General features: G+C 29.2%; 17 protein-coding genes and 2 pseudogenes. 13 read left to right on the top strand and 6 right to left on the bottom strand.

Going from position 1 to position 19,616, the window contains the following annotated elements; translation table 11 throughout:
* Positions 1-125 precede the first annotated feature (125 nt).
* From FBE87_RS04725 to FBE87_RS04735, 3 genes are read left to right on the top strand one after another with little or no spacing between them, the layout of a single operon-like run.
* A complete protein-coding gene (locus FBE87_RS04725) occupies positions 126-605 on the top strand; it encodes a GNAT family N-acetyltransferase (RefSeq protein ID WP_002853404.1) in 480 nt (159 codons plus the stop codon).
* Positions 602-1,210 (top strand): uracil-DNA glycosylase family protein, encoded by a 609-nt coding sequence (locus FBE87_RS04730; protein WP_002871744.1) that lies wholly within the window; start codon positions 602-604, stop codon positions 1,208-1,210. Before FBE87_RS04725 ends, FBE87_RS04730 begins: the two co-directional genes overlap by 4 nt.
* Complete coding sequence (locus tag FBE87_RS04735; RefSeq protein ID WP_002871745.1) at positions 1,207-2,397, top strand: hypothetical protein; 1,191 nt, start codon at positions 1,207-1,209, stop codon at positions 2,395-2,397. Before FBE87_RS04730 ends, FBE87_RS04735 begins: the two co-directional genes overlap by 4 nt.
* On the opposite strand, the gene FBE87_RS04740 is transcribed toward FBE87_RS04735, so the two are convergent.
* Positions 2,389-2,763, bottom strand: coding sequence for a thioesterase family protein (locus FBE87_RS04740; protein WP_002871746.1), 375 nt, complete (start codon positions 2,761-2,763; stop codon positions 2,389-2,391). The genes FBE87_RS04735 and FBE87_RS04740 overlap by 9 nt on opposite strands.
* A gap of 142 nt (positions 2,764-2,905) precedes the next feature.
* Here FBE87_RS04740 and FBE87_RS04745 point away from each other — a divergent pair.
* The 7 genes and pseudogenes from FBE87_RS04745 (at position 2,906) to FBE87_RS04770 (ending at position 11,950) form a co-directional block, all read left to right on the top strand.
* Positions 2,906-5,182: pseudogene (locus FBE87_RS04745) on the top strand (hypothetical protein).
* Positions 5,183-5,314: 132 nt separating this feature from the next.
* Positions 5,315-5,443 carry a hypothetical protein gene (locus FBE87_RS09310; protein ID WP_002872810.1) on the top strand — a complete coding sequence of 43 codons (129 nt, stop codon included), beginning with the start codon at positions 5,315-5,317 and terminating at the stop codon, positions 5,441-5,443.
* Positions 5,444-5,629: 186 nt separating this feature from the next.
* Positions 5,630-7,435 carry a filamentous hemagglutinin N-terminal domain-containing protein gene (locus FBE87_RS09265; RefSeq protein ID WP_230099660.1) on the top strand — a complete coding sequence of 602 codons (1,806 nt, stop codon included), beginning with the start codon at positions 5,630-5,632 and terminating at the stop codon, positions 7,433-7,435.
* 152 nt (positions 7,436-7,587) lie between these two features.
* The gene (locus FBE87_RS09270; RefSeq protein WP_052798117.1) at positions 7,588-8,280 is read left to right on the top strand and encodes a hypothetical protein; all 693 of its coding nucleotides are present in this window, start codon (positions 7,588-7,590) and stop codon (positions 8,278-8,280) included.
* A gap of 307 nt (positions 8,281-8,587) precedes the next feature.
* Positions 8,588-10,313, top strand: a pseudogene (locus FBE87_RS04760) (ShlB/FhaC/HecB family hemolysin secretion/activation protein).
* Between the two features lie 95 nt (positions 10,314-10,408).
* Entirely contained in the window at positions 10,409-11,299 is an 891-nt protein-coding gene (cmoB, locus tag FBE87_RS04765) for a tRNA 5-methoxyuridine(34)/uridine 5-oxyacetic acid(34) synthase CmoB (RefSeq protein ID WP_168977228.1), read from the top strand.
* A gap of 72 nt (positions 11,300-11,371) precedes the next feature.
* Positions 11,372-11,950, top strand: a complete 579-nt coding sequence (locus tag FBE87_RS04770; protein WP_002853367.1) for a hypothetical protein — start codon at positions 11,372-11,374, stop codon at positions 11,948-11,950.
* Here FBE87_RS04770 and FBE87_RS04775 read toward each other — a convergent pair whose 3' ends face one another.
* Both FBE87_RS04775 and FBE87_RS04780 read right to left on the bottom strand, forming a co-directional pair.
* Complete coding sequence (locus FBE87_RS04775; protein ID WP_002853638.1) at positions 11,951-12,124, bottom strand: hypothetical protein; 174 nt, start codon at positions 12,122-12,124, stop codon at positions 11,951-11,953.
* An 8-nt stretch (positions 12,125-12,132) separates the two neighbouring features.
* A complete protein-coding gene (locus tag FBE87_RS04780) occupies positions 12,133-12,660 on the bottom strand; it encodes a thermonuclease family protein (RefSeq protein ID WP_002853387.1) in 528 nt (175 codons plus the stop codon).
* A 67-nt stretch (positions 12,661-12,727) separates the two neighbouring features.
* Here FBE87_RS04780 and FBE87_RS04785 point away from each other — a divergent pair, with 67 nt between their 5' ends.
* Positions 12,728-13,996: a M20/M25/M40 family metallo-hydrolase gene (locus FBE87_RS04785; RefSeq protein WP_052798120.1), complete on the top strand. Its 1,269-nt coding sequence runs from the start codon at positions 12,728-12,730 to the stop codon at positions 13,994-13,996.
* Here the strand turns inward: FBE87_RS04785 and FBE87_RS04790 are convergent.
* Together FBE87_RS04790 and FBE87_RS04795 are read right to left on the bottom strand one after the other, a co-directional pair.
* Positions 13,979-15,226: an MFS transporter gene (locus tag FBE87_RS04790; protein ID WP_100621716.1), complete on the bottom strand. Its 1,248-nt coding sequence runs from the start codon at positions 15,224-15,226 to the stop codon at positions 13,979-13,981. The genes FBE87_RS04785 and FBE87_RS04790 overlap by 18 nt on opposite strands.
* A 40-nt stretch (positions 15,227-15,266) precedes the next feature.
* The gene (locus tag FBE87_RS04795; RefSeq protein ID WP_002860724.1) at positions 15,267-16,106 is read right to left on the bottom strand and encodes a cysteine ABC transporter substrate-binding protein; all 840 of its coding nucleotides are present in this window, start codon (positions 16,104-16,106) and stop codon (positions 15,267-15,269) included.
* 219 nt (positions 16,107-16,325) lie between these two features.
* Between FBE87_RS04795 and jlpA the strand changes: the two genes are divergently transcribed.
* Positions 16,326-17,444: a lipoprotein adhesin JlpA gene (jlpA, locus tag FBE87_RS04800; protein ID WP_002868338.1), complete on the top strand. Its 1,119-nt coding sequence runs from the start codon at positions 16,326-16,328 to the stop codon at positions 17,442-17,444.
* Positions 17,445-17,536: 92 nt separating this feature from the next.
* Complete coding sequence (yaaA, locus tag FBE87_RS04805) at positions 17,537-18,277, top strand: peroxide stress protein YaaA (RefSeq protein WP_100621718.1); 741 nt, start codon at positions 17,537-17,539, stop codon at positions 18,275-18,277.
* 3 nt (positions 18,278-18,280) lie between these two features.
* Here the strand turns inward: yaaA and FBE87_RS04810 are convergent, their stop codons facing one another.
* On the bottom strand, positions 18,281-19,432 hold the full coding sequence (locus FBE87_RS04810; protein ID WP_100621719.1) for a M20 aminoacylase family protein: 1,152 nt from the start codon (positions 19,430-19,432) through the stop codon (positions 18,281-18,283).
* Between the last annotated feature and the right edge of the window lie 184 nt (positions 19,433-19,616).

A 19,616-nucleotide genomic window follows, 5' to 3' on the forward strand; every position in this document is an offset into this window, starting at 1 on the left:
TTTTCCTTAAAAAATTATAAAATAAACTTGTATTTTATCTTAATCTTACTTATAAATTGCTTTTGATTAAGAGTAATTTTTAAATTCTTTTGATAAATTTTGAAATTATTTTTAAAAGGTTAAAAATGTCAGAATTTAAAATTATTGATTTAAGACAAGAAGATTTAGATATTTTACAAGAAATGATCATAGAATTTGCAAAATACGAAGATATGTTAGATTTTCTTCAATGCACGAAAGAAAAACTGGAACATTCTTTACTAAAAAATAAATTTGCTCGTGCTTTTTTGTTAAAAGAAAATGAAAAAACTATAGGCTATATGATTTATTTTTATACTTTTTCGTCTTTTTGGGGCAGCGGTGGAATTTATCTTGAAGATATTTATATACGAGAAGATTTTCGTAAAAAAGGTTATGGAAAAGCTGTTTTTAAATTTTTAGGAGAAATTTGCAAAAAAGAAAATTTAAAAAGACTCGACTGGGTTTGCTTAAATGATAATATTTTAGGTATTAATTTTTATGAAAGTTTAAACGCTAAACATCTTAAACAATGGAGAAATTATCGTCTAAGTGGAGAAAATTTAGAAAAATTATGTGATTTATGATAAGAAGTCTTTATTATTTAAAAGCTATGGGATTTAACTTTGTTGATACACATATAAACCACTTTGAACAAGTACAAAATTTTCAAGAATTAAAACAACTTGTTTCATCTTGCACCTTATGCCAATTTTCCAAAACAAGAAAATTTAGTCTTATGGAACCTAAGATAAAAAATGCCAAATTACTAATTCTTGATGTTTTTGGGCAAAAAAGTGAAAATGAAAGTGGAATTTTACTTAATTCAAAAAAAGGTGAAAAATTAAAACACTATATTTATCAAATTTTAGAGCTTTGCGATGAAGATTTTTATTTTTCTTATTTATTTAAATGTTTTTGTAATGGAAAATTTGATGATTTTTCGCTACAATCTTGCTTACCATTTTTCTGGAACGAACTAAAACTGATTCAACCTGCTTTTTTGCTTTGTCTAGGAGAATATACGTTTAAAAGCTTGGGATTTAAAGATTATCACATTTTAAAAGGTGAAGTTTTTGCTTATAAAAATTTTTTCATAATGCCAAGTTATGATTTAGATTTTATAGAAAAAAATCCAAGTTATGAAAAAAATTTTATACAAGATTTAAAAAAAATTAAAGGATTTTTATGAAAAAAATATTTTTAATATTTTTCTTATCTTGCTTTTTGCTTAATGCAAAAGAGCAAAAATTAGTCGATGTAAAACCCGTTGAAAATTTTTATCCTAAATTAAGCGTTCAAGAATGCAACACAAATTGTCTTTTTGATCTTTTAGAATCAAGATTGTATCTTAGTTTTTTAAGTGAATTTGCAGATCAAAACGATCAATTTTTATCTAATGTTTATGCAAAATTATTAAATTCCATTACTGATTTTGAAAAAAATGTTCAAAAAATTACTTCTGTTAAACTTGCGATAATTATCCCAGAAAAAACCATAAAAAGCTACTCAAATACTATAATAAATTCAAGCATAGCCTATCTTTTAAGACAAAGAGCCGAAATCAAAGTAAAAGTTTTTTTAACCGGCACAGAAGATAGTGATAAAATTCGAACCGCGCTTGATGCAGTACAAGCTCAAGGATATCAGTATGCCATAGCTGGATTTACTCTAAAAGGTGCTAATGAGTTGAAAAATTACTCAGGAAATATGAAAATTTTCATACCGACTATCCATAAAAACAACATACAAATTTCAAATCAAAATATTATTTTTGGAAGTATTGACTATGATACTCAAATTGCCACACTTTTAAGCAAATCAAATGCTAATATCGCAATATTTAGCGATGGCTCTGCCTTATCAAGCAATCTAAATTCAAGAATTCTTGCTCAAAATAATAATGCTAGAATATATACTATAGAAGGAGAGAAGCTTGATTTTAGCAGACTTTTAAGATCACAAGGCGGAGTTAATAATGCCTCAATATTTTTTAACACTCCATTGATCAAAACAGCTCTAGCAAGTTCTCAACTAAGAATTTATAACATTCATCCTTATGTGCTTTTATCCACTCAAATCAACTATAATCCAACATTTTTAAGTTTAACACAACAAGGAGATAGAGAAAATTTCATCATTGCTAATTCCATCAATAACCACGATGATAACTTAGTCTATCTTAATGAAATTTTTAATCAAAGTATAGATTATAACTGGATTGCTTATGCTACTAGTATAGGAGTTGATTACTTTTATACCGAATTCTTAAATAAAAAAAGCGAAAGTTTATTTGATGAGAAAATCAAAAATTCTCAAGTTGATTACAAAGTGCGTCTTATGCAAGGCAAACAAGCAAGCTTTGAAGAATTAAAATAATTCTTCAAAGAGCTTTTTTAACTGCATATCCATTCTAGCTGGTTTTTCGTTTTTAATAAAAGCTAAAGTTAATTCCATTTTAAAAAGCAAAATTTCATCTTTATAAATTTCTTGTAAAATTTCCACAGAAGCATTTTTGACTTCTAAAATTTTTGTTTTAATCTCTATCATATCTCCAAGTTTTGCAGGTTTTAAGAAATTGCAATTTGCTTTTGCAAGCAAAAAATATCCCTTAGACGCATCAAAAATATCTACTTTTTTATTGAAAAAAATTTCACTTCTTGCTCTCTCGCAAAATTTTAAATAATTACTATGATACACCACTCCACCCGCATCAGTATCTTCATAATACACACGCATTTTCATCGCTTTACCTTAAAAAATATTTTACATTTAAAAAACATTAGATTATACAACGGAAATTCTTTGATATCGCTTTTTAGTTTATATTAAAAAATTCCGTCCAATCTTAATTTAATAAAGCTTTTTAACTTCACGGGGAGGGGGTATAGAGAAATTTTGTTTTAAACTTTCTATTGTTACCTTCTTAAGCATCAACGCTTTTGCAGCCACTCAAGCAAATACTACAGACAATCGAAATTTCAATATTCCAGAGCATTATTTTAATGATAACGAACTTTATGATAAAAGCAATTCTGCTTATAAAAAACTCCAAGGTATAAATTATTATGCTAAGAGTTCTAAACAAGATATTAACAATATTACTTTAATATATAACAATCCTAAACCAAATATTACAAATATAAACGATTTAAATTTTAAACATTATTTACTTACTCCTGATATGAGAGAAGATGAAGTTCTTTCTTTTAAAGCAAGGCATGGTGTTAATACAGCCGGTCATAGTATAAAAACAGTTAGAGTGCTTCCTTTTTTAATCACAGCAAAAACCGATCATGCTGATGCAAGTTATAATAAACTTATATTAGAACAAGGAGAACTTAGTTCAGTTTTTTATCTTAAACCTAAAGATACTCATATAAAAAACCCTAGTAATTCTAAAAGCAATCAACGCATGAATTTCTTAATGAGTTCTACCTTTACTCATTATGGTAATGCAAGCTATAACCAAACCATACTTCAAAAAGATGCCCATATTAGTATGGGAGTTGAGAACACTTATGATTTAGCCTTAAATGGTGCTCCTTATTTAATCGGAGCTATAGCCACTTATGGAGATTCTACAAATAATAGTTTAAATATAGAAGCAGGTAGTAGTGTAGAGTTTTTTACTTCCTTACCTAAAAAAGATAAAAATGGTAATAATACCTTTGATGAAAGAATCACTCACCTTGTAGGTGGTTTAGCTTATCAAGGCAATGTAAAAAACAATAAAATCTTTTCAAAGATGCTAATATGATTATCCATGGTCCAAGCAAAGCTTATGCTAGTTTAGCTGCTGCTCATATTAGTGCAGGTTATATAGATAGTGGAACAGATAAAAACTTTCAAGCCAGTAAAAACCTTTTAGACATAGATGGTTTTAATCTTGATATGTATATGAACCATGATAAACAACCCCTAGCTTATAATTCTGTTTTATTTGCTGATTTTTGGGGTGGAAAAACCGAACAAGGACAAGCCTTAGATAATACTATCAATATTAAAAGATATTAAAAACCTAAAAAAATAAAAACAATGAGAACATTTTTGCTCAAGCTTTGTTTAACTTCTACGCAGGAGCTTATAATAATGGAGAAGTAAATTATAATACCTTAAACATAGAATTAAAACATCCTTTAGAAATCGCTAATAACTTCTTAGGTTATAACCAACATTCTTTTTATGGTGGCTTTGCAACTAAAGGAGCTAATCATAATACCATTAACATTAAAAACGATCTTACCACAACCGATCTTTCTCAAAGCTATAAAGATGCTTTAAATATTGTAGCTGCTAGAACCTTAGAAGGCAGTGCAGATTATAATAAAGTTTATATCAATAATTCTACTGTATATATTTATACAGCTAAGAAAAACCTTCTTAATAATCAAGACTTTTATCCTAGTAGTGCTAATAACAATGAAGTAGTGATTAAAGACTTTGCTTCTTCTTAGAAATCTAACTGTATTAACAGAAGCCAAAGAAGCTTCTTATAATACTATAAATTACAACAATGTTCAAAGCATTACTGATGCAAGTAATATAGATAAAGGTTCTAAAATCATCATAAGAGCTTTAGATAAAGCCAATCATAATACCATAGATATAAAAAACTATTCTTCTAATGCAGTTGATAATGCTTATTTGATTATGGCTTATAATGAAGCTGCTTATAATAAAATCATTATCAATGATACTTTATTTGGTGTAGCTTCAGATAAAAGAGAAGGGATTTTAAGTATTATAGCTGGACTTTCAAACAATGGCCATGATAATACCTTAATCATAAACAATCTCAATCTTGATGAGTATAAAAATAACAATTCTATTTTTATAGCTCCTTCAGCCATTACAGGTTTAAGTGAAGCTAAATCTTATAATAATACCTTATATATAGGTGGGAATTTAAATATATTTAAAAACACTTTCATAGATATATTAGCAGGAGCCTTAGTACATTATGAAGATAATTATAGTGCTTCTAATGCTATAGCTCCTTCAGATATCAGTTTAAGTAAAAACAATAGACTGATTTTAAATACTAAAGTTGAAGCTAGAATTATTAATAACTTTGAGCATTATTATCTTATTGTATCCAATAAAATCAACACAACTCCCCTTTTTGAAGTCATACGATGCTCCTATTAATATTTCTAGCTAAGGAGTATTAGCTCTTTACACCCTCAAAGAGTAATACCCCTATATTAAAATAATCTTACAAAGTGAGCAAGGTTTTATAGATGAAAACTCTAATACTTTAAATCAAGAAGAACTTCAAAGCTTTATTGAAAAAATGCAAAAAAACAAAGAAGATTTTAAACTAAGTTCTATAGATAAATTAAAAAAGATGAATTTACAAAAACTTTCTTATGAAGTAAGAATATCTCAAGATGGCAAAAGCATTTACGCAAAGATAAAGTAAATAAGGATGGACAATAAAAACAATAACAAATCAAAGTTATCAACAATTAATAATCCTAGAGAAATCTAGGATTAAGAACTTATTTTTGTTTTTAAAAAGAAAAAATAAAACAAACAGATAAAAAAAGAAAAAAAGAAAAACAAAGATAAGTTCTTAGAACTAAACCAAACCAAGAAAGGATAAACCATGAAAAACAATAAAATCGTTTTATCAATTGTTGTAAGTTCTTTACTTTTCTCCCAAAGCTATGCTTTACCAAGTGGGGGTAAGTTCACTCATGGAACAAGTGGAACTATAAATGTAAATGGTAATACCATGAATATTACAGGTAATAAAGTAAATTCTGTTATCCAATGGGGTGGTGGTTTTAATATAGCTAAGGGTGAAACTGTAAATTTTAGACAAGGAAAAACTAACCAAAACTACCTAAACATTGCTTATGGAACCAAAAGTTCTACAATAGATGGTTTACTTAATGCTACAGGTAATAATGTTTATCTTATTAATCCTAATGGTGTGGTTATAGGCAAAAGTGGAACTATCAATGCAAATAAATTTGGAGTGTCTACTTCAAGTATAGATAGCAAAGCGATGCAAGAATTTGCAGATAGAAGTACCTTTGAAAGTCCTGTGTTCTCTCCTAAATTTACAGCCAATAAAGGCAATGTGATTAATATGGGAAATATCAAGGCTAATGATGTTTTAATTATTGGGAATGAGGTGGGCAATGTAGGTGCAGATGGAGTGGGAAATTTCAATCTCCAAGATAATGGTAAAGTCCAATTTGTAGGAGATAAGGTTAAGGTTAATGTAGGAAGCATTAAAAATGCAAATAGTATTATCGTATCAGCTCAAACTGCAGCTACTTTAGGACAATCAACTACAGATGTTTATAAAAACAATACGAACAATCTTGATAGCAGAGTTCAAGCTCAAAACTACAATGGTTTAACGAACTATTTACAAACAATTCAAATGACTAAAAAAACCACTATAGCCAATGTAGAAGACTGGGCTTATTTCGCAAAGGGGATAAATGAAGGTAAAACAGGTATGAAATCTGTGGATACCTTTGATCTGATTTCTGATATTGACTTTGGGGCAAATTGTAACTCAGAAGGAGTTTGCACAGGACAAAATTATGCAAATTTCAATGTAGCAGGAAATAGTGAGCTTCAAGGTGTGAATATGATAGTAGGGAAAGATGATAGTCATGTTTTTTATGCAAATTTTAATGGCAATGGTCATACTTTAAGTAATATTAATATAGATACGACAGTAAGAAATGATATAAATAATGCAGGGTTGTTTGGTTATATAGGTGACGATAATAGCAATAATAGTGTAATAAAAGATTTAACTGTAGATTATAAGGGTGGCGGTATAAAATCAAATGGTTATAATGCAGGTGGATTTACTGGGAATACCTATGGTACTTTTACAAATATTAGTTTGAATAATATAGGTAATATTGACGGTGGTGATTATATAGGTGGATTTGCTGGAGAAGTTGGAGATGATGATAAATTTATAAATATTAGCTTAAATAATATAGGAAATATGAGTGGTAATAGTAAATTGGGAACCTATGTAGGGGGATTTATAGGATATCTTAGAAATATCTCAGGTTATACAACTTTCTCCAATATCTATATATTTTTAAATAAAAATACAGAAATTATTTCAGATGGTTCAGATGGTAGTGTTGGATTGTTTGTTGCTCTTAATGCAAATAAATTAAATAAACCCGATAACATCCATATATACAAATATAATACTGATTTTACAGATTCTAATAAATATGTTGATAATGGTTTTTGGAATCTAGTTTCTGGCTTTGATGATGCAGGTCAAGATGGTAAAATTAATATTCACAGTTATATCGAACAAGCTAGTGCAAATGAAAACTTTAAAAATGTAGTTTTAGACAAATTAAAAGATATAAAAAAGATAAAAATGGAAATCTTATCTTTACTACAGATTTTACAGTAGAAGTTCCTGATATCAACCCAAATGCTAACCAAGAACTGGTTACCAGTGAAACTAACAATAAAATCTCTCAAGATGATATTGATAAAGATGTCATTAATAGTATTTTAGCAGATGCTAATGTAGATTCTTGGATTAATGTCAATGACAATCCTATGAATGTGCATATAGATAGCAATGATATCAATACCCTAAATCAAAGCTTTGATTTCATGGAAGCTTTAGGAAGTGATTTTACAAATACTTATCTTCAAAATAAAGGTGTAACAGAAATTAAAAATATCCTTCAAGCAAAAACAAACATACAAGCACTCATAAGAAATGTAAACAATCTTGTAAATAACTACAATGACTTTCAAAACACCAAAGAAGATCTTGATAAAGCCATTGATGCTTACAATGCTTACGCAGCTTTAATCAATCAAGGTGCAGCAAGTTCTAAAGATGCAGAATTTATTTCACTTAAAAACAAAGTAAATGATCTTTATGCTAAAGCACAAGGATATCTTGATACTTATAAATTTGATGATACTTTAAAATCTTATAAAACACAAGCCTTATCTCAAAGTAATAATCATTTTAGCATCAAAGGAGAATTTGATACTAAACTAGCTTCTTTAGATTCTGTTTTAGATAAGCCAAATAATGAAGGTGGAGATACAAGCAATCCTGAAGCAAATGCTCCACTTCCTTTCTCTGAAGCTTTACTTACTCAAATGGATAAAAGTGTTTTAAAACAAGATGAAGATGATAAAGAACCTACAGTAGATGAAGCCAGCACTCAATTAAGTGGTAATACTTGTATAGTATCAGATAATTTTAAAGCAGGAAATCCTTGCTCAAGATGATAAAATCCAAAAGGTTAAAAGCCTTTTGGATCTTGTTAAAAATTAATAAAACAAAATTTAAAGATTAAAAATCAAAAAAGATTGATAATCAATCAAGCAAATACAAAAAATAAAAAGATAAAAAGAAAGAAAAAATAAAAACAGAAAAAGCAAAAAATAAAAAAGATTAAAAACCAAATCTAAAAACAAGCTCTTATGAAATCATTAAAAAGGAAAAACACAAATGAAACACATTATCTTACTATCTAGTTTAGCTATCTTAAGCCTTTATGCTAGTGATACTAAAGATAATAAAAAAACCATACAAATGTTAGAACAATCTCCTTATAAAGAAGATGCTAACTCAAAAAACTACAACAACACTTTAAAAGTAAAAGATGGAGTGATTATCATAGATCATTCTAATACTAGTGATAATAATAATTCAAAAACCATCAACACAAAGAAAAACACTCAAAAAAATCAACCTAACTTGTCTAATGATAATACTTTAAAAACTAAAACCCCAAATTCAAACACTCCTTCTTTAAAAAATACTTCTAAAGAAGAATCAATTCATAAAGTTAGCTTTAACTTTCATATTACCAATAAAAACATAAACTTTAAAGATCTAGGTTTAGATGAGCAAGTTTTACAAGAAGCCTTAAACGATTACAAAAAAGAAAGTATTTCAGTTCAAGACTTACAAGATATAGCCAATATTATTTCTTATTATGTTCAAGTTAGTGGTTATCCTGCTGCTACAGCTTATATCCCACAACAAGAACTAAAAGATCAAATTCAAATCAATATCACCTTAGGTGTTTTAGGTAAATATGTGGTTCAAAACAATTCTAGTGTAAGAGATTATGCTATAGAAAGCAAATTACCTAATCATAAAGGTGAAATCATCACTACTAAATTAGTAGAAGATGCGGTTTATAAAGTCAATGAAATGTATGGCATACAAACCCTTGCTTCTTTAAAAGCAGGAGATAATCCAGGCGAAACAGATGTAGTGATAGAAACTACCCCTAGTGATAGCTTTGTTTCTGTATTGTTTTATGGGGATAATTACGGTATAAAAGAATCAGGCAGATAATAGGGGTGGTGCTAGTATGAGTTTTAATAACATAGCTCATCAAGGAGATAGTCTTAATGCTTATTTGCAAAGAAGCGATGAAGCACAAACTAACTATGGTATAAGCTATACTACTTTCTTAGGGAATTTAAAAATCACTCCAAGTTATTCTAAAAGAAACTATGCTTTAGGAGGAGCTTATAAAAATGCAAACTTTATAGGAACTTCTGAAAATCTAGGTATAGATTTAAAATATCCTTTGTGGATTACGACTTATAATTCTTTTTATTTAACTTCAAGTTATTATCATAAAAAGCTTAGTAATTCAAGATTAAATATCATGACTATAGATAAAAGCTCTGATACGATAAGCTTTGGTATAGAAGGAGTTTATAATGGCATTAGTAATGATAGTTTTTCTTATAGTGCTAATGTAAGCTATGGTAATGTTAAAGATGGGGGAACTACTATATTAGGAATGAGTTCTAAAACAGATGGAGATGGCTTTGGAAAATTTGCTAAACTCAATGTCAATCTTAACAATGCTTATTTCTTTAATGATACTTTTACTCATCTTTTTAGTTTAAATTATCAACAAGTTGTCAATGGAGCTACATTAGATAGTAGTGAAACTATATCTTTAGGAGATCCTTATGGAGTAAGGGCTTATAATAATGGAGATGGAGAAGGAGATAATGCTGTAGTGGCTAGCTTTGGACTTAGAATGGCTACTCCTTTAAAAGATTTTTATATCACTCCTTTTTATGATATAAGTTATTCTTGGTATGAGAATGATTCTAAACTATATAGAGCAAGTGAAACAAACTATATGGATGCTTATGGTTTACAACTGCTTTATAATAAAACAGGGAATTTTTATGTCAAGCTTGATTTAGCTAGAGCTTTAAAGAAGTATAAGCTAGATGATGATTATAGTTCTAAAGCTTATGTAAGCTTTGGGAAGTATTTTTGAGTTTTTAAAAATTTATTTTTGATCAAATACTTAATGCATATGAGATTTATATTGCCATAAAAGCTTTTAATGTTATAATTTAGCATTAAAAGCAAATGTCAAGGATAAAAATGCAAGAAAATTTACTTGAAAAACAATTTCTAAATCACCCTTTATACGCTAAAATTCAAGAACTTAAAGCTCTCAATCTTGCTTGTAATTTTTCTTTAGATGATAGTGTAAATTTATCTACAAATTCTCAAGCCAAAGATGAAATCTTAGCTATAGCAAAAGAACTTAAACCATGGAGAAAAGGTCCTTTTAAAATAGACGATCTTTTCATCGATACAGAATGGCAAAGTTTTATTAAATTCAACATTCTAAAGCCTTTCATGAACGAAATTTCTCAAAAATGCGTTGCTGATATAGGCTGTAATAATGGTTATTATATGTTTAAAATGCTTGAATTTAATCCTGTAAAACTCATAGGTTTTGATCCTTCTATCAAATACCGTTTGCAATTTGAACTCATTAACGCTTTAGCTAAAACTCCTATAAAATACGAACTTTTAGGCGTAGAAGATCTTCCAAGCTATGGCTTGAAATTTGATGTGATTTTCTGTCTTGGGGTGATTTATCATAGAAGTGATCCTATAAAAATGCTAAAAGATTTAAAAGCAGGACTTAATAAAAATGGAGTTGTTTTTTTAGATACCATGTATATAGAAGATGAGAGAGAAATCGCTCTTGTGCCTAATAAAACTTATTCTAAAATTCCAAATATTTATTTTGTACCAAGCATTAGTGCATTAAAAAACTGGTGTGAAAGAGCAGGATTTAAAGAATTTGAAGTTTTGGCTACAAAAAAAACCGATGAAAACGAACAAAGAAAAACAGAATGGATAGACTCTTTTTCGCTGGAAAATTTCTTAGATCCAAAGGATAAAAATCTTACCATTGAAGGCTATGAAGCACCCAAAAGAGTTTATATATGCATTAAAATATAAATTCTTTTTATTTTTTGCCGATATTGAATTTTAGATATTTTGAAGTAGATAAGTAGAATTTAAAGGTTAGATATGGCAAAAAAAGATAATTTTGAAGAATATGCACAACTTGAAGAATACGCATCTGCAGAAGATATATCTCGCGTTAGAGCAGAATTACTCACTTGTCCTGAATTAAACACCTCGCTTGCTGGAACCATTATAGAAATTGATAAAAACTATGCCAAATCAATTTTAATAACCACAAGCGAAATGGTAGCAGATGATCAAGGATTGATTTTTGATGCCTTTATTTTCGCTGCGGCAAACTATGTAGCACAAGCCTCTATCAATAAAGAATTTTCAGTGATTATTGGATCAAAGTGTTTTTTTTATGCTCCGCTTAAATTAGGCGATGTTTTAGAACTTGAAGCTCATGCACTTTTTGACGAAACCTCCAAAAAAAGAGATGTAAAAGTGGTTGGACATGTTAAAGAAGTTAAAATGTTTGAAGGAACGATACAAGTTGTTAGCACCGATGAGCATATATTTAAACTCAAGCGTCCGCCACTTAACACTGTTAAACCTACAGAAAATCAAGAACAAGGTGCCAAAATCAACAATCCAGAAGCCGTAGCAGCTGCATTAATGGCCTCTGTGGGTGGAAAATAATCAAGGAGTCATTTTAATATCTACCCAATTTTTTGGGCAATCCTTATGATAAGTTCCGCTTCCATCATAATACTCTTTACAATCATCATAAAAACGATTTGAAATCCCTCTTTCATTTACAAAACATCCAGAAATTCCTAAAGCTAATAGCACCATTAAAGTATATTTTTTCATGTTTTTCCTTAGAATTTATTGTGTTTTCTCCATTTATAAGGCTCTATAGGATTACTCTCTTTCCAAAGACCTAAATGATTTTTCTTAGCATTTTCTTGTTCTTTGGTATAAGCGTTACTATAGTAAGTATCAGCCCAAGCATAGCCTTTGCTTACCAAAAATCGATTAATATCAACATCATTAAGCTTTACAATAGCAACAATTCTACCATAAGTATCTTTATTTTTATAAATAATTTCAACTTGTTTGCCACTTAAAATTCTACTTAAAGCTTCTTTTGACTGCTTTCCAAAACTTTGTTTAAGTTCTGGTGCATCTATACCGAAAAATCTTATTCTAGCGAGTTTGTTTTCATGATTAACTTCTATAGTATCTCCATCAATAATTCTAACTACTTTTCCTTCAAAACTAGAATTTTGGGCAATATAGTTCTGGATAAAAACAACTACAAGAGTGAAGATTAATACAGAAAAAAGTTTTTTTGGATCACTTAGTAATTTTCTCAGATTAAATATTTTTTTATAATTTATTCTCATTTTTTAATCATTTTGCCTTTAAATTTTAAAAAATATGCCATAATTTTATCAAAACAAAGGAGATAAAATGCAAAATGTTATAGAAAATTTTAAACAATTATGCAAAATTCCTCATTGCAGTTATGAAACAGAACAAATGAAAGAATTTTTAAGCTCTTACGCCAAAGATAAAGGCTTTAAGGTGAGTGTAGATAAGGCAGGAAATATCCATGCCATAAAAGGCAAACCAAAAATTTGTCTACAAAGCCATTATGATATGGTCTGTATGGGCGATGCACCAAACTTAGAAGTTTATGAAGAAAATGGCTTTTTAAGAGCCAAAAATTCAAGTCTTGGTGCAGATAATGGCATAGGTATAGCCATCATGATGAGTGCTATGGCTGAATTTGAAAATTTAGAATGTCTTTTTACAAACGATGAAGAAGTAGGACTCATGGGAGTGAATTTACTCGAGCACACTTTAGAATCTAAAATGCTTTTAAATTTAGATCATGAAAGCGATGATGAGATCATGATAGGCTGTGCAGGTGGAGTAGATATAGAAGCAAGTTTGTCTTTTAATACCCTTAGAAAAAAGGGTAAAATTTACGAGCTTTGTGCGCAAAATTTTAAAGGTGGACACTCAGGCATAAATATCATACGCAATGAAAAAAGTTCCATCAAAGAAATGGCTAAATTCATACAAGAAAATGAAGGAGAAATCATTTCTTTTGAAGGCGGAGAAAGAATCAATTCTATACCTAAACACGCCAAAGCTTTAGTGCATTTTAAAAATGAAGTAAAGAGCAACGACTGGATAAAATGCGAATTTAAAGAAGAAAATGAATTTGAAATTTGCGATCAAAGTAAAAAACTTTTAAGCCTTATAAATTCTTTCACTCATGGAGTTAGAGCTTATGATGAAAATCTAGATATAGTTCAAACAAGCATTAACCTAGCTACTTTAAGAATGCAAGATAACCAAATCAAATTCGCACTTTTTGCAAGATCTAATATACTTGATGGACTTAAGCAAGTAGAATTTGAAACTTTAGAATTTTTCAAAGCTTTTGATTTTAAAATAAGAAGTTTTAATTTCTATCCACCTTGGGAAGGTAAACCAAACGCACTTAGCGACATGGTTTTTAAAGCACTTAAAAAAGTATCGCCTAATGCCAAAGTTTCAGCTATCCATGCAGGGCTTGAGTGTGGCATTATAGAGAAAAAACAAGAGCTTTTATGCGCTTCTATAGGCCCAAATATCCATAATCCTCATTCAACTGATGAGCATTGTGAAATCGCTTCAGTTGAAAAAATATCTAAGGTTGTTTTTGAAGTTTTAAAAGACAATGCTTAATTCTTTAATCTTACTTCTTGCAAAAACGCGTTTTAACAAAAACACGCAAAGCAAGGAGCAAGATCCCACTATAGCAAGATAAATACCTAAATACTCTTTATAAAAAGCATTAACTATAAAAGGGGTTAAAAAACCTAAAATCGCATAAGAAATATTATAAACAAAACTAAGCCCGCTAAATTTAAGTTCGCTTTTAAAAATTTGCGTCATAAAAACAGGCGCGAAAGTAATAATACCTTGTGCAAAACAAGCCAGTAAAAAATAAAATAAAAAATTCTCATCATAAAAACCAAAAAGCATACCAAAGATAATAAAAGCTATACTAAAAATAGAGCAAATTTTATAGCTTCCCCATTTGCTTGCTAAAAAACCTTGAAATAAAGCTCCAAAAATCACCGCTAAAATAGCAAAATTTTGCACCCATAAAGCAGAAGTTTTACTCATAGCTAAAAGACTTTCAAAATACTTAGGCAAAATCATCAAAGTTGCCACACCGCTTGTTAAAACCATGGTCATTAAAAAACAAACAAGCATACTCATTTTATGAGTTTTCAAAGCTTCAAACAATGGAAAACTTAAAATTTTCTTTTCATTTTGAACTTTTATAAATTCTGGAGTTTCGCTGAGTTTATTTCTTAAAAACAAAGCTAAAATTCCAAAAAATCCTCCTATGATAAAAGGAATTCTCCAAGCATAGCTTTGAACTTCTTCTGGGGTAAAATAAGATCTTATGCCTAAAGTGGCAATATTTCCTAGCAATAAACCTATGGTTAAAGTCGCTGAAATAAAACCAAGAGCCAAAGGAATTTGACGCCCTTTAACAAATTCGCTCACATAAATCCAAGCTCCGCTCACCTCAGTTCCAACGGCTAAACCTTGCAAAATACGAATAGTAAATAAAATCAAAGTAGCAAATATACCTATACTTTCATAACTTGGTAAAAAAGCTAAAGCAAAACTAGGCAAAACCATCAAAAGCATAGAAATATAAAAAATATTCTTTCTTCCATATCTATCAGCAAAATGTGCCATCACAATAGAACCAAAAGGACGCGCTAAATAAGCAGCACCAAAGGCTATATAAGCATTTATCTGCATCCAAAAAGCATCATTTTGCGGAAAGAATACCTTAGCAAAAATATCCAAAAAAAAGGCAAAAAGCACAAAATCATAAAATTCTAAAATTCCACCCAAAGAAGCATAAATAATATTTTTGTATTTTTTTTGCATATTTTATCCTAAATCAATATAAAGGGCAAAAAGCCCTTTATTAAATTTTTCCACCTTCAATCACTACATCATCAGCCTTAACATCATCTCCAAAATGAGCTTTTAAAGTTTCATCATAAGCCTTGTGAAAAAACTGCTCTTGGCCTAGTTTAATGATCAAATTATCGATAAATTCTTTAAGTTCTTTATCGCCTTTTTTAACCGCTGGTGCGATAACATCTTTGTTACCTAACTCTTTGATACCCATTTTAAAATCAGGATGATCTTTCACCCAAGCAAAAAGCAAGGTATTATCATGACTTAAAGCATCGCCTCTTTTATCCATCAAAGCGGCAAAGGTTTCGGTATTTTGATCATATTTTAAAGTTTTAATATTAGGATAATTTTGCGTAAAATAAGCATCCGCTGTTGTGCCTTTGTTTAAAAGCAAGGTTTTATCTTTTAAATCTTCTACGCTAGTTATATTACTATCCTTTGGTACAGCTACGCCTAAAGCTACCTTCATATAAGGCAAGCAAAAATCAACCTGCTCTGCCCTTTGCGGAGTTTGAGTAAAATTAGCCAAAATAATATCTACTTTATTTGATTTTAAAAACTCAACCCTATTTGCAGCTTCAACAAGAACAAATTGCACCTTATTTTCATCGCCAAAAAGTTCTTTTGCTATGCGTTTAGCTAAAGCTATATCATAGCCTTGATTGTTTCCTTTTTCATCTACATAACCAAAAGGTGGTTTATCGCCAAATACCCCAATCCTAACAACTCCATTTTGCTTGATCTTATCAAGAGAATTTAAAGTTTTAGAGTCAGAATTTCCTCCACAAGCAGCCAATACTACTGCAACAAAGGTCGTTAAAACACTTAGAAGTATTTTTTTCATACATTTCCTTTCTTTAAAATAAGCTTAAAGCTGTTGCAAAAATATATAATAATTGCAAAGTTAATTATACTTAAAAATTATAAATAATGCATTTGAAACAAACTAAAAAGATTTTCCTATGTGTAAAAATGTAATTAATCCCACACTCTCTTTTAGCATTGTTTAAATTTTAAGTAAAAAAAGATATAATCTTTTTTTAAAATTTTTAAGGAGAAAACTATGAAAAAAGGTATTTTTCTCTCTATTGGAATAGCTGTTTTGTTTTCAGCTTGCGGAAATTCCATAGATGAAAAAACAGTTAAAAAATATGAAAATCAACTAAATCAAACAGTTAAACAAGAAATTGCAAGTCTTTCTCAGGACTCTGGAATAAAGATTGAATTTTCTGATTTTAAATGCAATGCAGATGGTGATTTTATAGCGTGTTTAAGTCCAAATTTCAAAACTCTTGCAAAAGATAATAACGATGAGTATCAAGAACTATTTCAAGCAAAAAATATCAAAATTCGTTCAAATGAAATTTACAAAGGCGAAGCAAATACATCAATTAGCATTAAAGAATATTACAACGATCTTTTTAAAAACCAAAAAAGCATACAATCAAATTTGGTTTTTGAAGATTTTAAACTTGGAGAAAAAGTTGTTAGTGACATCAATGCAAGCTTATTTCAACAAGATCCAAAAATCAGCTCTTTGATCAATAAATTAAGCTCAGATTCTTATACTTTATCATTTGACAACTCCATCAACAAACAGGAAAACAATTATATAGATAATCTTGATATAAAATTTTATAACGCAAAATTAAATTTCAATACAAATTTAAATATAAATCTAAAAGAAGATTTGCTTAATTACCTTGATTCTAAGGGTATAAAATTTAACACTCAAACTTTAGCTATGGATGAACAAGCTATCAATGAACTTCTTAATATAGCAAACTACGAACAAGCTTCAGATTTTAGCAATACAATCCAAAAATACATCATCTTAAACAATTTTAAAATTGATTCAACTCTTAAAACCGAAGGCGTATTTAGTAGCTATATAACAACTGCTAAGGAAAATTTACAAACCTTAAAAACTCAAAGTCAAAATGAAGAACAAGCATTAATCTTTGATAAAGCTTTAGCTATTTTAAATAATATCACTCAAAACGATGATTATAAACTCAATCTTGATTTAAAATTTAAAAACATCCCTGTTAGTGACTATAGCACACAGGGAATCGACAGCATAGAAAAACTAAGCATCAACAATCAAGATGCCACAGAAGCGTTAAAAATTATACTTCCATTTATCATGTTTTCTATGTTAATGGGCGGAGCGTCATTTTAAATTTTAAAATGATAAAAACTTCAAAAACATTAAAAGCAAGATTAATTTTCTTTGCTCTTAATGTTTTCATAACATTAACAAAAAAGGCTAAAATGAAAATTTTATTCTCCCCTAGTGAAAGCAAAAATGAAAATTGTACAAAAAATCCTATCAATGAAAACTCATTTATATTTAAAGAATTATTTCCTTATAGAATGGAAACTTTAAAGCATTATGAAGAATTTATCAAAAACGCAAGTTTACAGAATTTACAAGAACTTTTTGGCATTAAAAATGAAAATGAAATTGATAAATTTAAACACGACTTAAAACAAGCTCCCACTCAAGAAGCTATATTGCTTTATACTGGGGTAAGTTATGAATATCTTAATTTTAAAATCCTAGATAAAAAAAGTCAAGCTTATATTTTAGAAAATACTCTTATATTTTCTAATCTTTTTGGCGTTGTAAGAGCTAGTGATACCCTACCCTTTTATAAATTCAAGCAAGGAGCTAAAATAGGAAATTTTGCCATAGAGAAATTTTATAAAGAACATTTTAGTAAAGCCTTGGATGAATACTTAGAAAATGAAGAAATACTTGATCTTAGAGCAGGATTTTATGATAAATTCTATACCCCAAAAAAGAAATTTTATACCTATAAATTTGTAAAAAATGGTAAAGTCATCAGTCATTTTGCTAAAGCTTACCGGGGAATTTTACTCTCCATAAGTGCAAAAAACCAAGTAAAAAACAATAAAGAGCTTTTAGCAAACCTTCCTTCAAACCTAAAACTCAAAGAAATTCAAATCAAAGGTTTAAAGGAAGAAATTGTGCTTGAAATTCTAGATTAGTTTTTATTTTAAGTATTTTAAAGCTAGCTTCGCATAATAACTTGCAGCCCTAGCTAAAAGCTTATCATTAAAAACATAACTAGAATTATGTAAATAAATGTCGTTTTCATTTTCTAAAAAAGCATAGGCACATTTTTTCATTTCGCAAAAAAATCCAAAATCCTCACTTGCCATTAAAGGACGATGATTAAATTCACAATTTTTTTCGCCAAATAATTCTTTTGCAACCTCACTAGCAAAATCCACAGCTTCATCGTTATTCATAGTCACTGGTGCAACAACATTTTTATTGATTTTAATCTCTATATCATTAGCCTGTGCAAGACTTTTACAAATTTTATAAATTTTTTCTTCAGTTAGCTTTCTAGTTTCATTATCTAATGCTCTAACACTCATTTTAATCGTTGCAATATCTGGAATGATATTAAAAGCATGTCCTGCATTAAAAGCTCCTATGCTTACAACTGCTGAATTTTGAGGATCAACATTGCGAGATACTATACTTTGCAAAGCCACCACAAGCAAAGAAGCAGCATAAATAGGATCTTTTGCTTTTTCTGGAGCACTTCCATGACCACCTCTTCCAATAACTTCAATGCTATAACTATCCGAAGAAGCCATCATCGCACCTTTTTTAAGATAAAATTTCTTATCGCTACCAAAAGGCATATTGTGCCATCCAAAAACATAATCACTATCAAATTTTTCAAACAATCCATCTTCTATCATTGCCTTAGCACCACCCAAACCCTCTTCAGCAGGTTGAAAATAAAGATTTAGAGTGCCATTAAAATTCTGACTTGCTAAATACTTTGCAGCAAGCAATAAAGAAGTAGTATGTCCATCATGACCGCAAGCATGCATTACATTTTCTTTTTTGCTTTTATAAGGCAAATTTGTGCATTCTTGCAAAGGCAAAGCATCCATATCTGCACGAAGTCCTATTTTTTTATCGTTATTCCCCTTTTTTAAAACCCCCACAACGCCTGTTTTTCCTATTTCTTCATAAACCTCATAACCAAATTCTTTTAATTTTTGTGCCACTAATTTTGCAGTATATAATTCATCAAAACCAAGCTCAGGATTTTCATGAATTTGATGACGAATTTTTTCAAATTCGCCTTGTAAGTCTAGTATTTCTGGAATTAAATTCATTCTATTTTTCTCCTTGTATAAAATTTTCTCTTCTAGGCAAAACAAATTGTGCTAAGATCGCTGAAATAAAAATCAAAGCAAAAATATAAACAAAACCCAAAGTAAAACTATGAGTTTTATCAACACTCCAAGATACTACCCATATAGGTTAAATGATAGTATAACAAAGGTAATACTCCAAAAA

Source organism: Campylobacter sp. CFSAN093246 (assembly GCF_012889415.1).
Classification (GTDB): Bacteria; Campylobacterota; Campylobacteria; order Campylobacterales; family Campylobacteraceae; genus Campylobacter_D; species Campylobacter_D jejuni.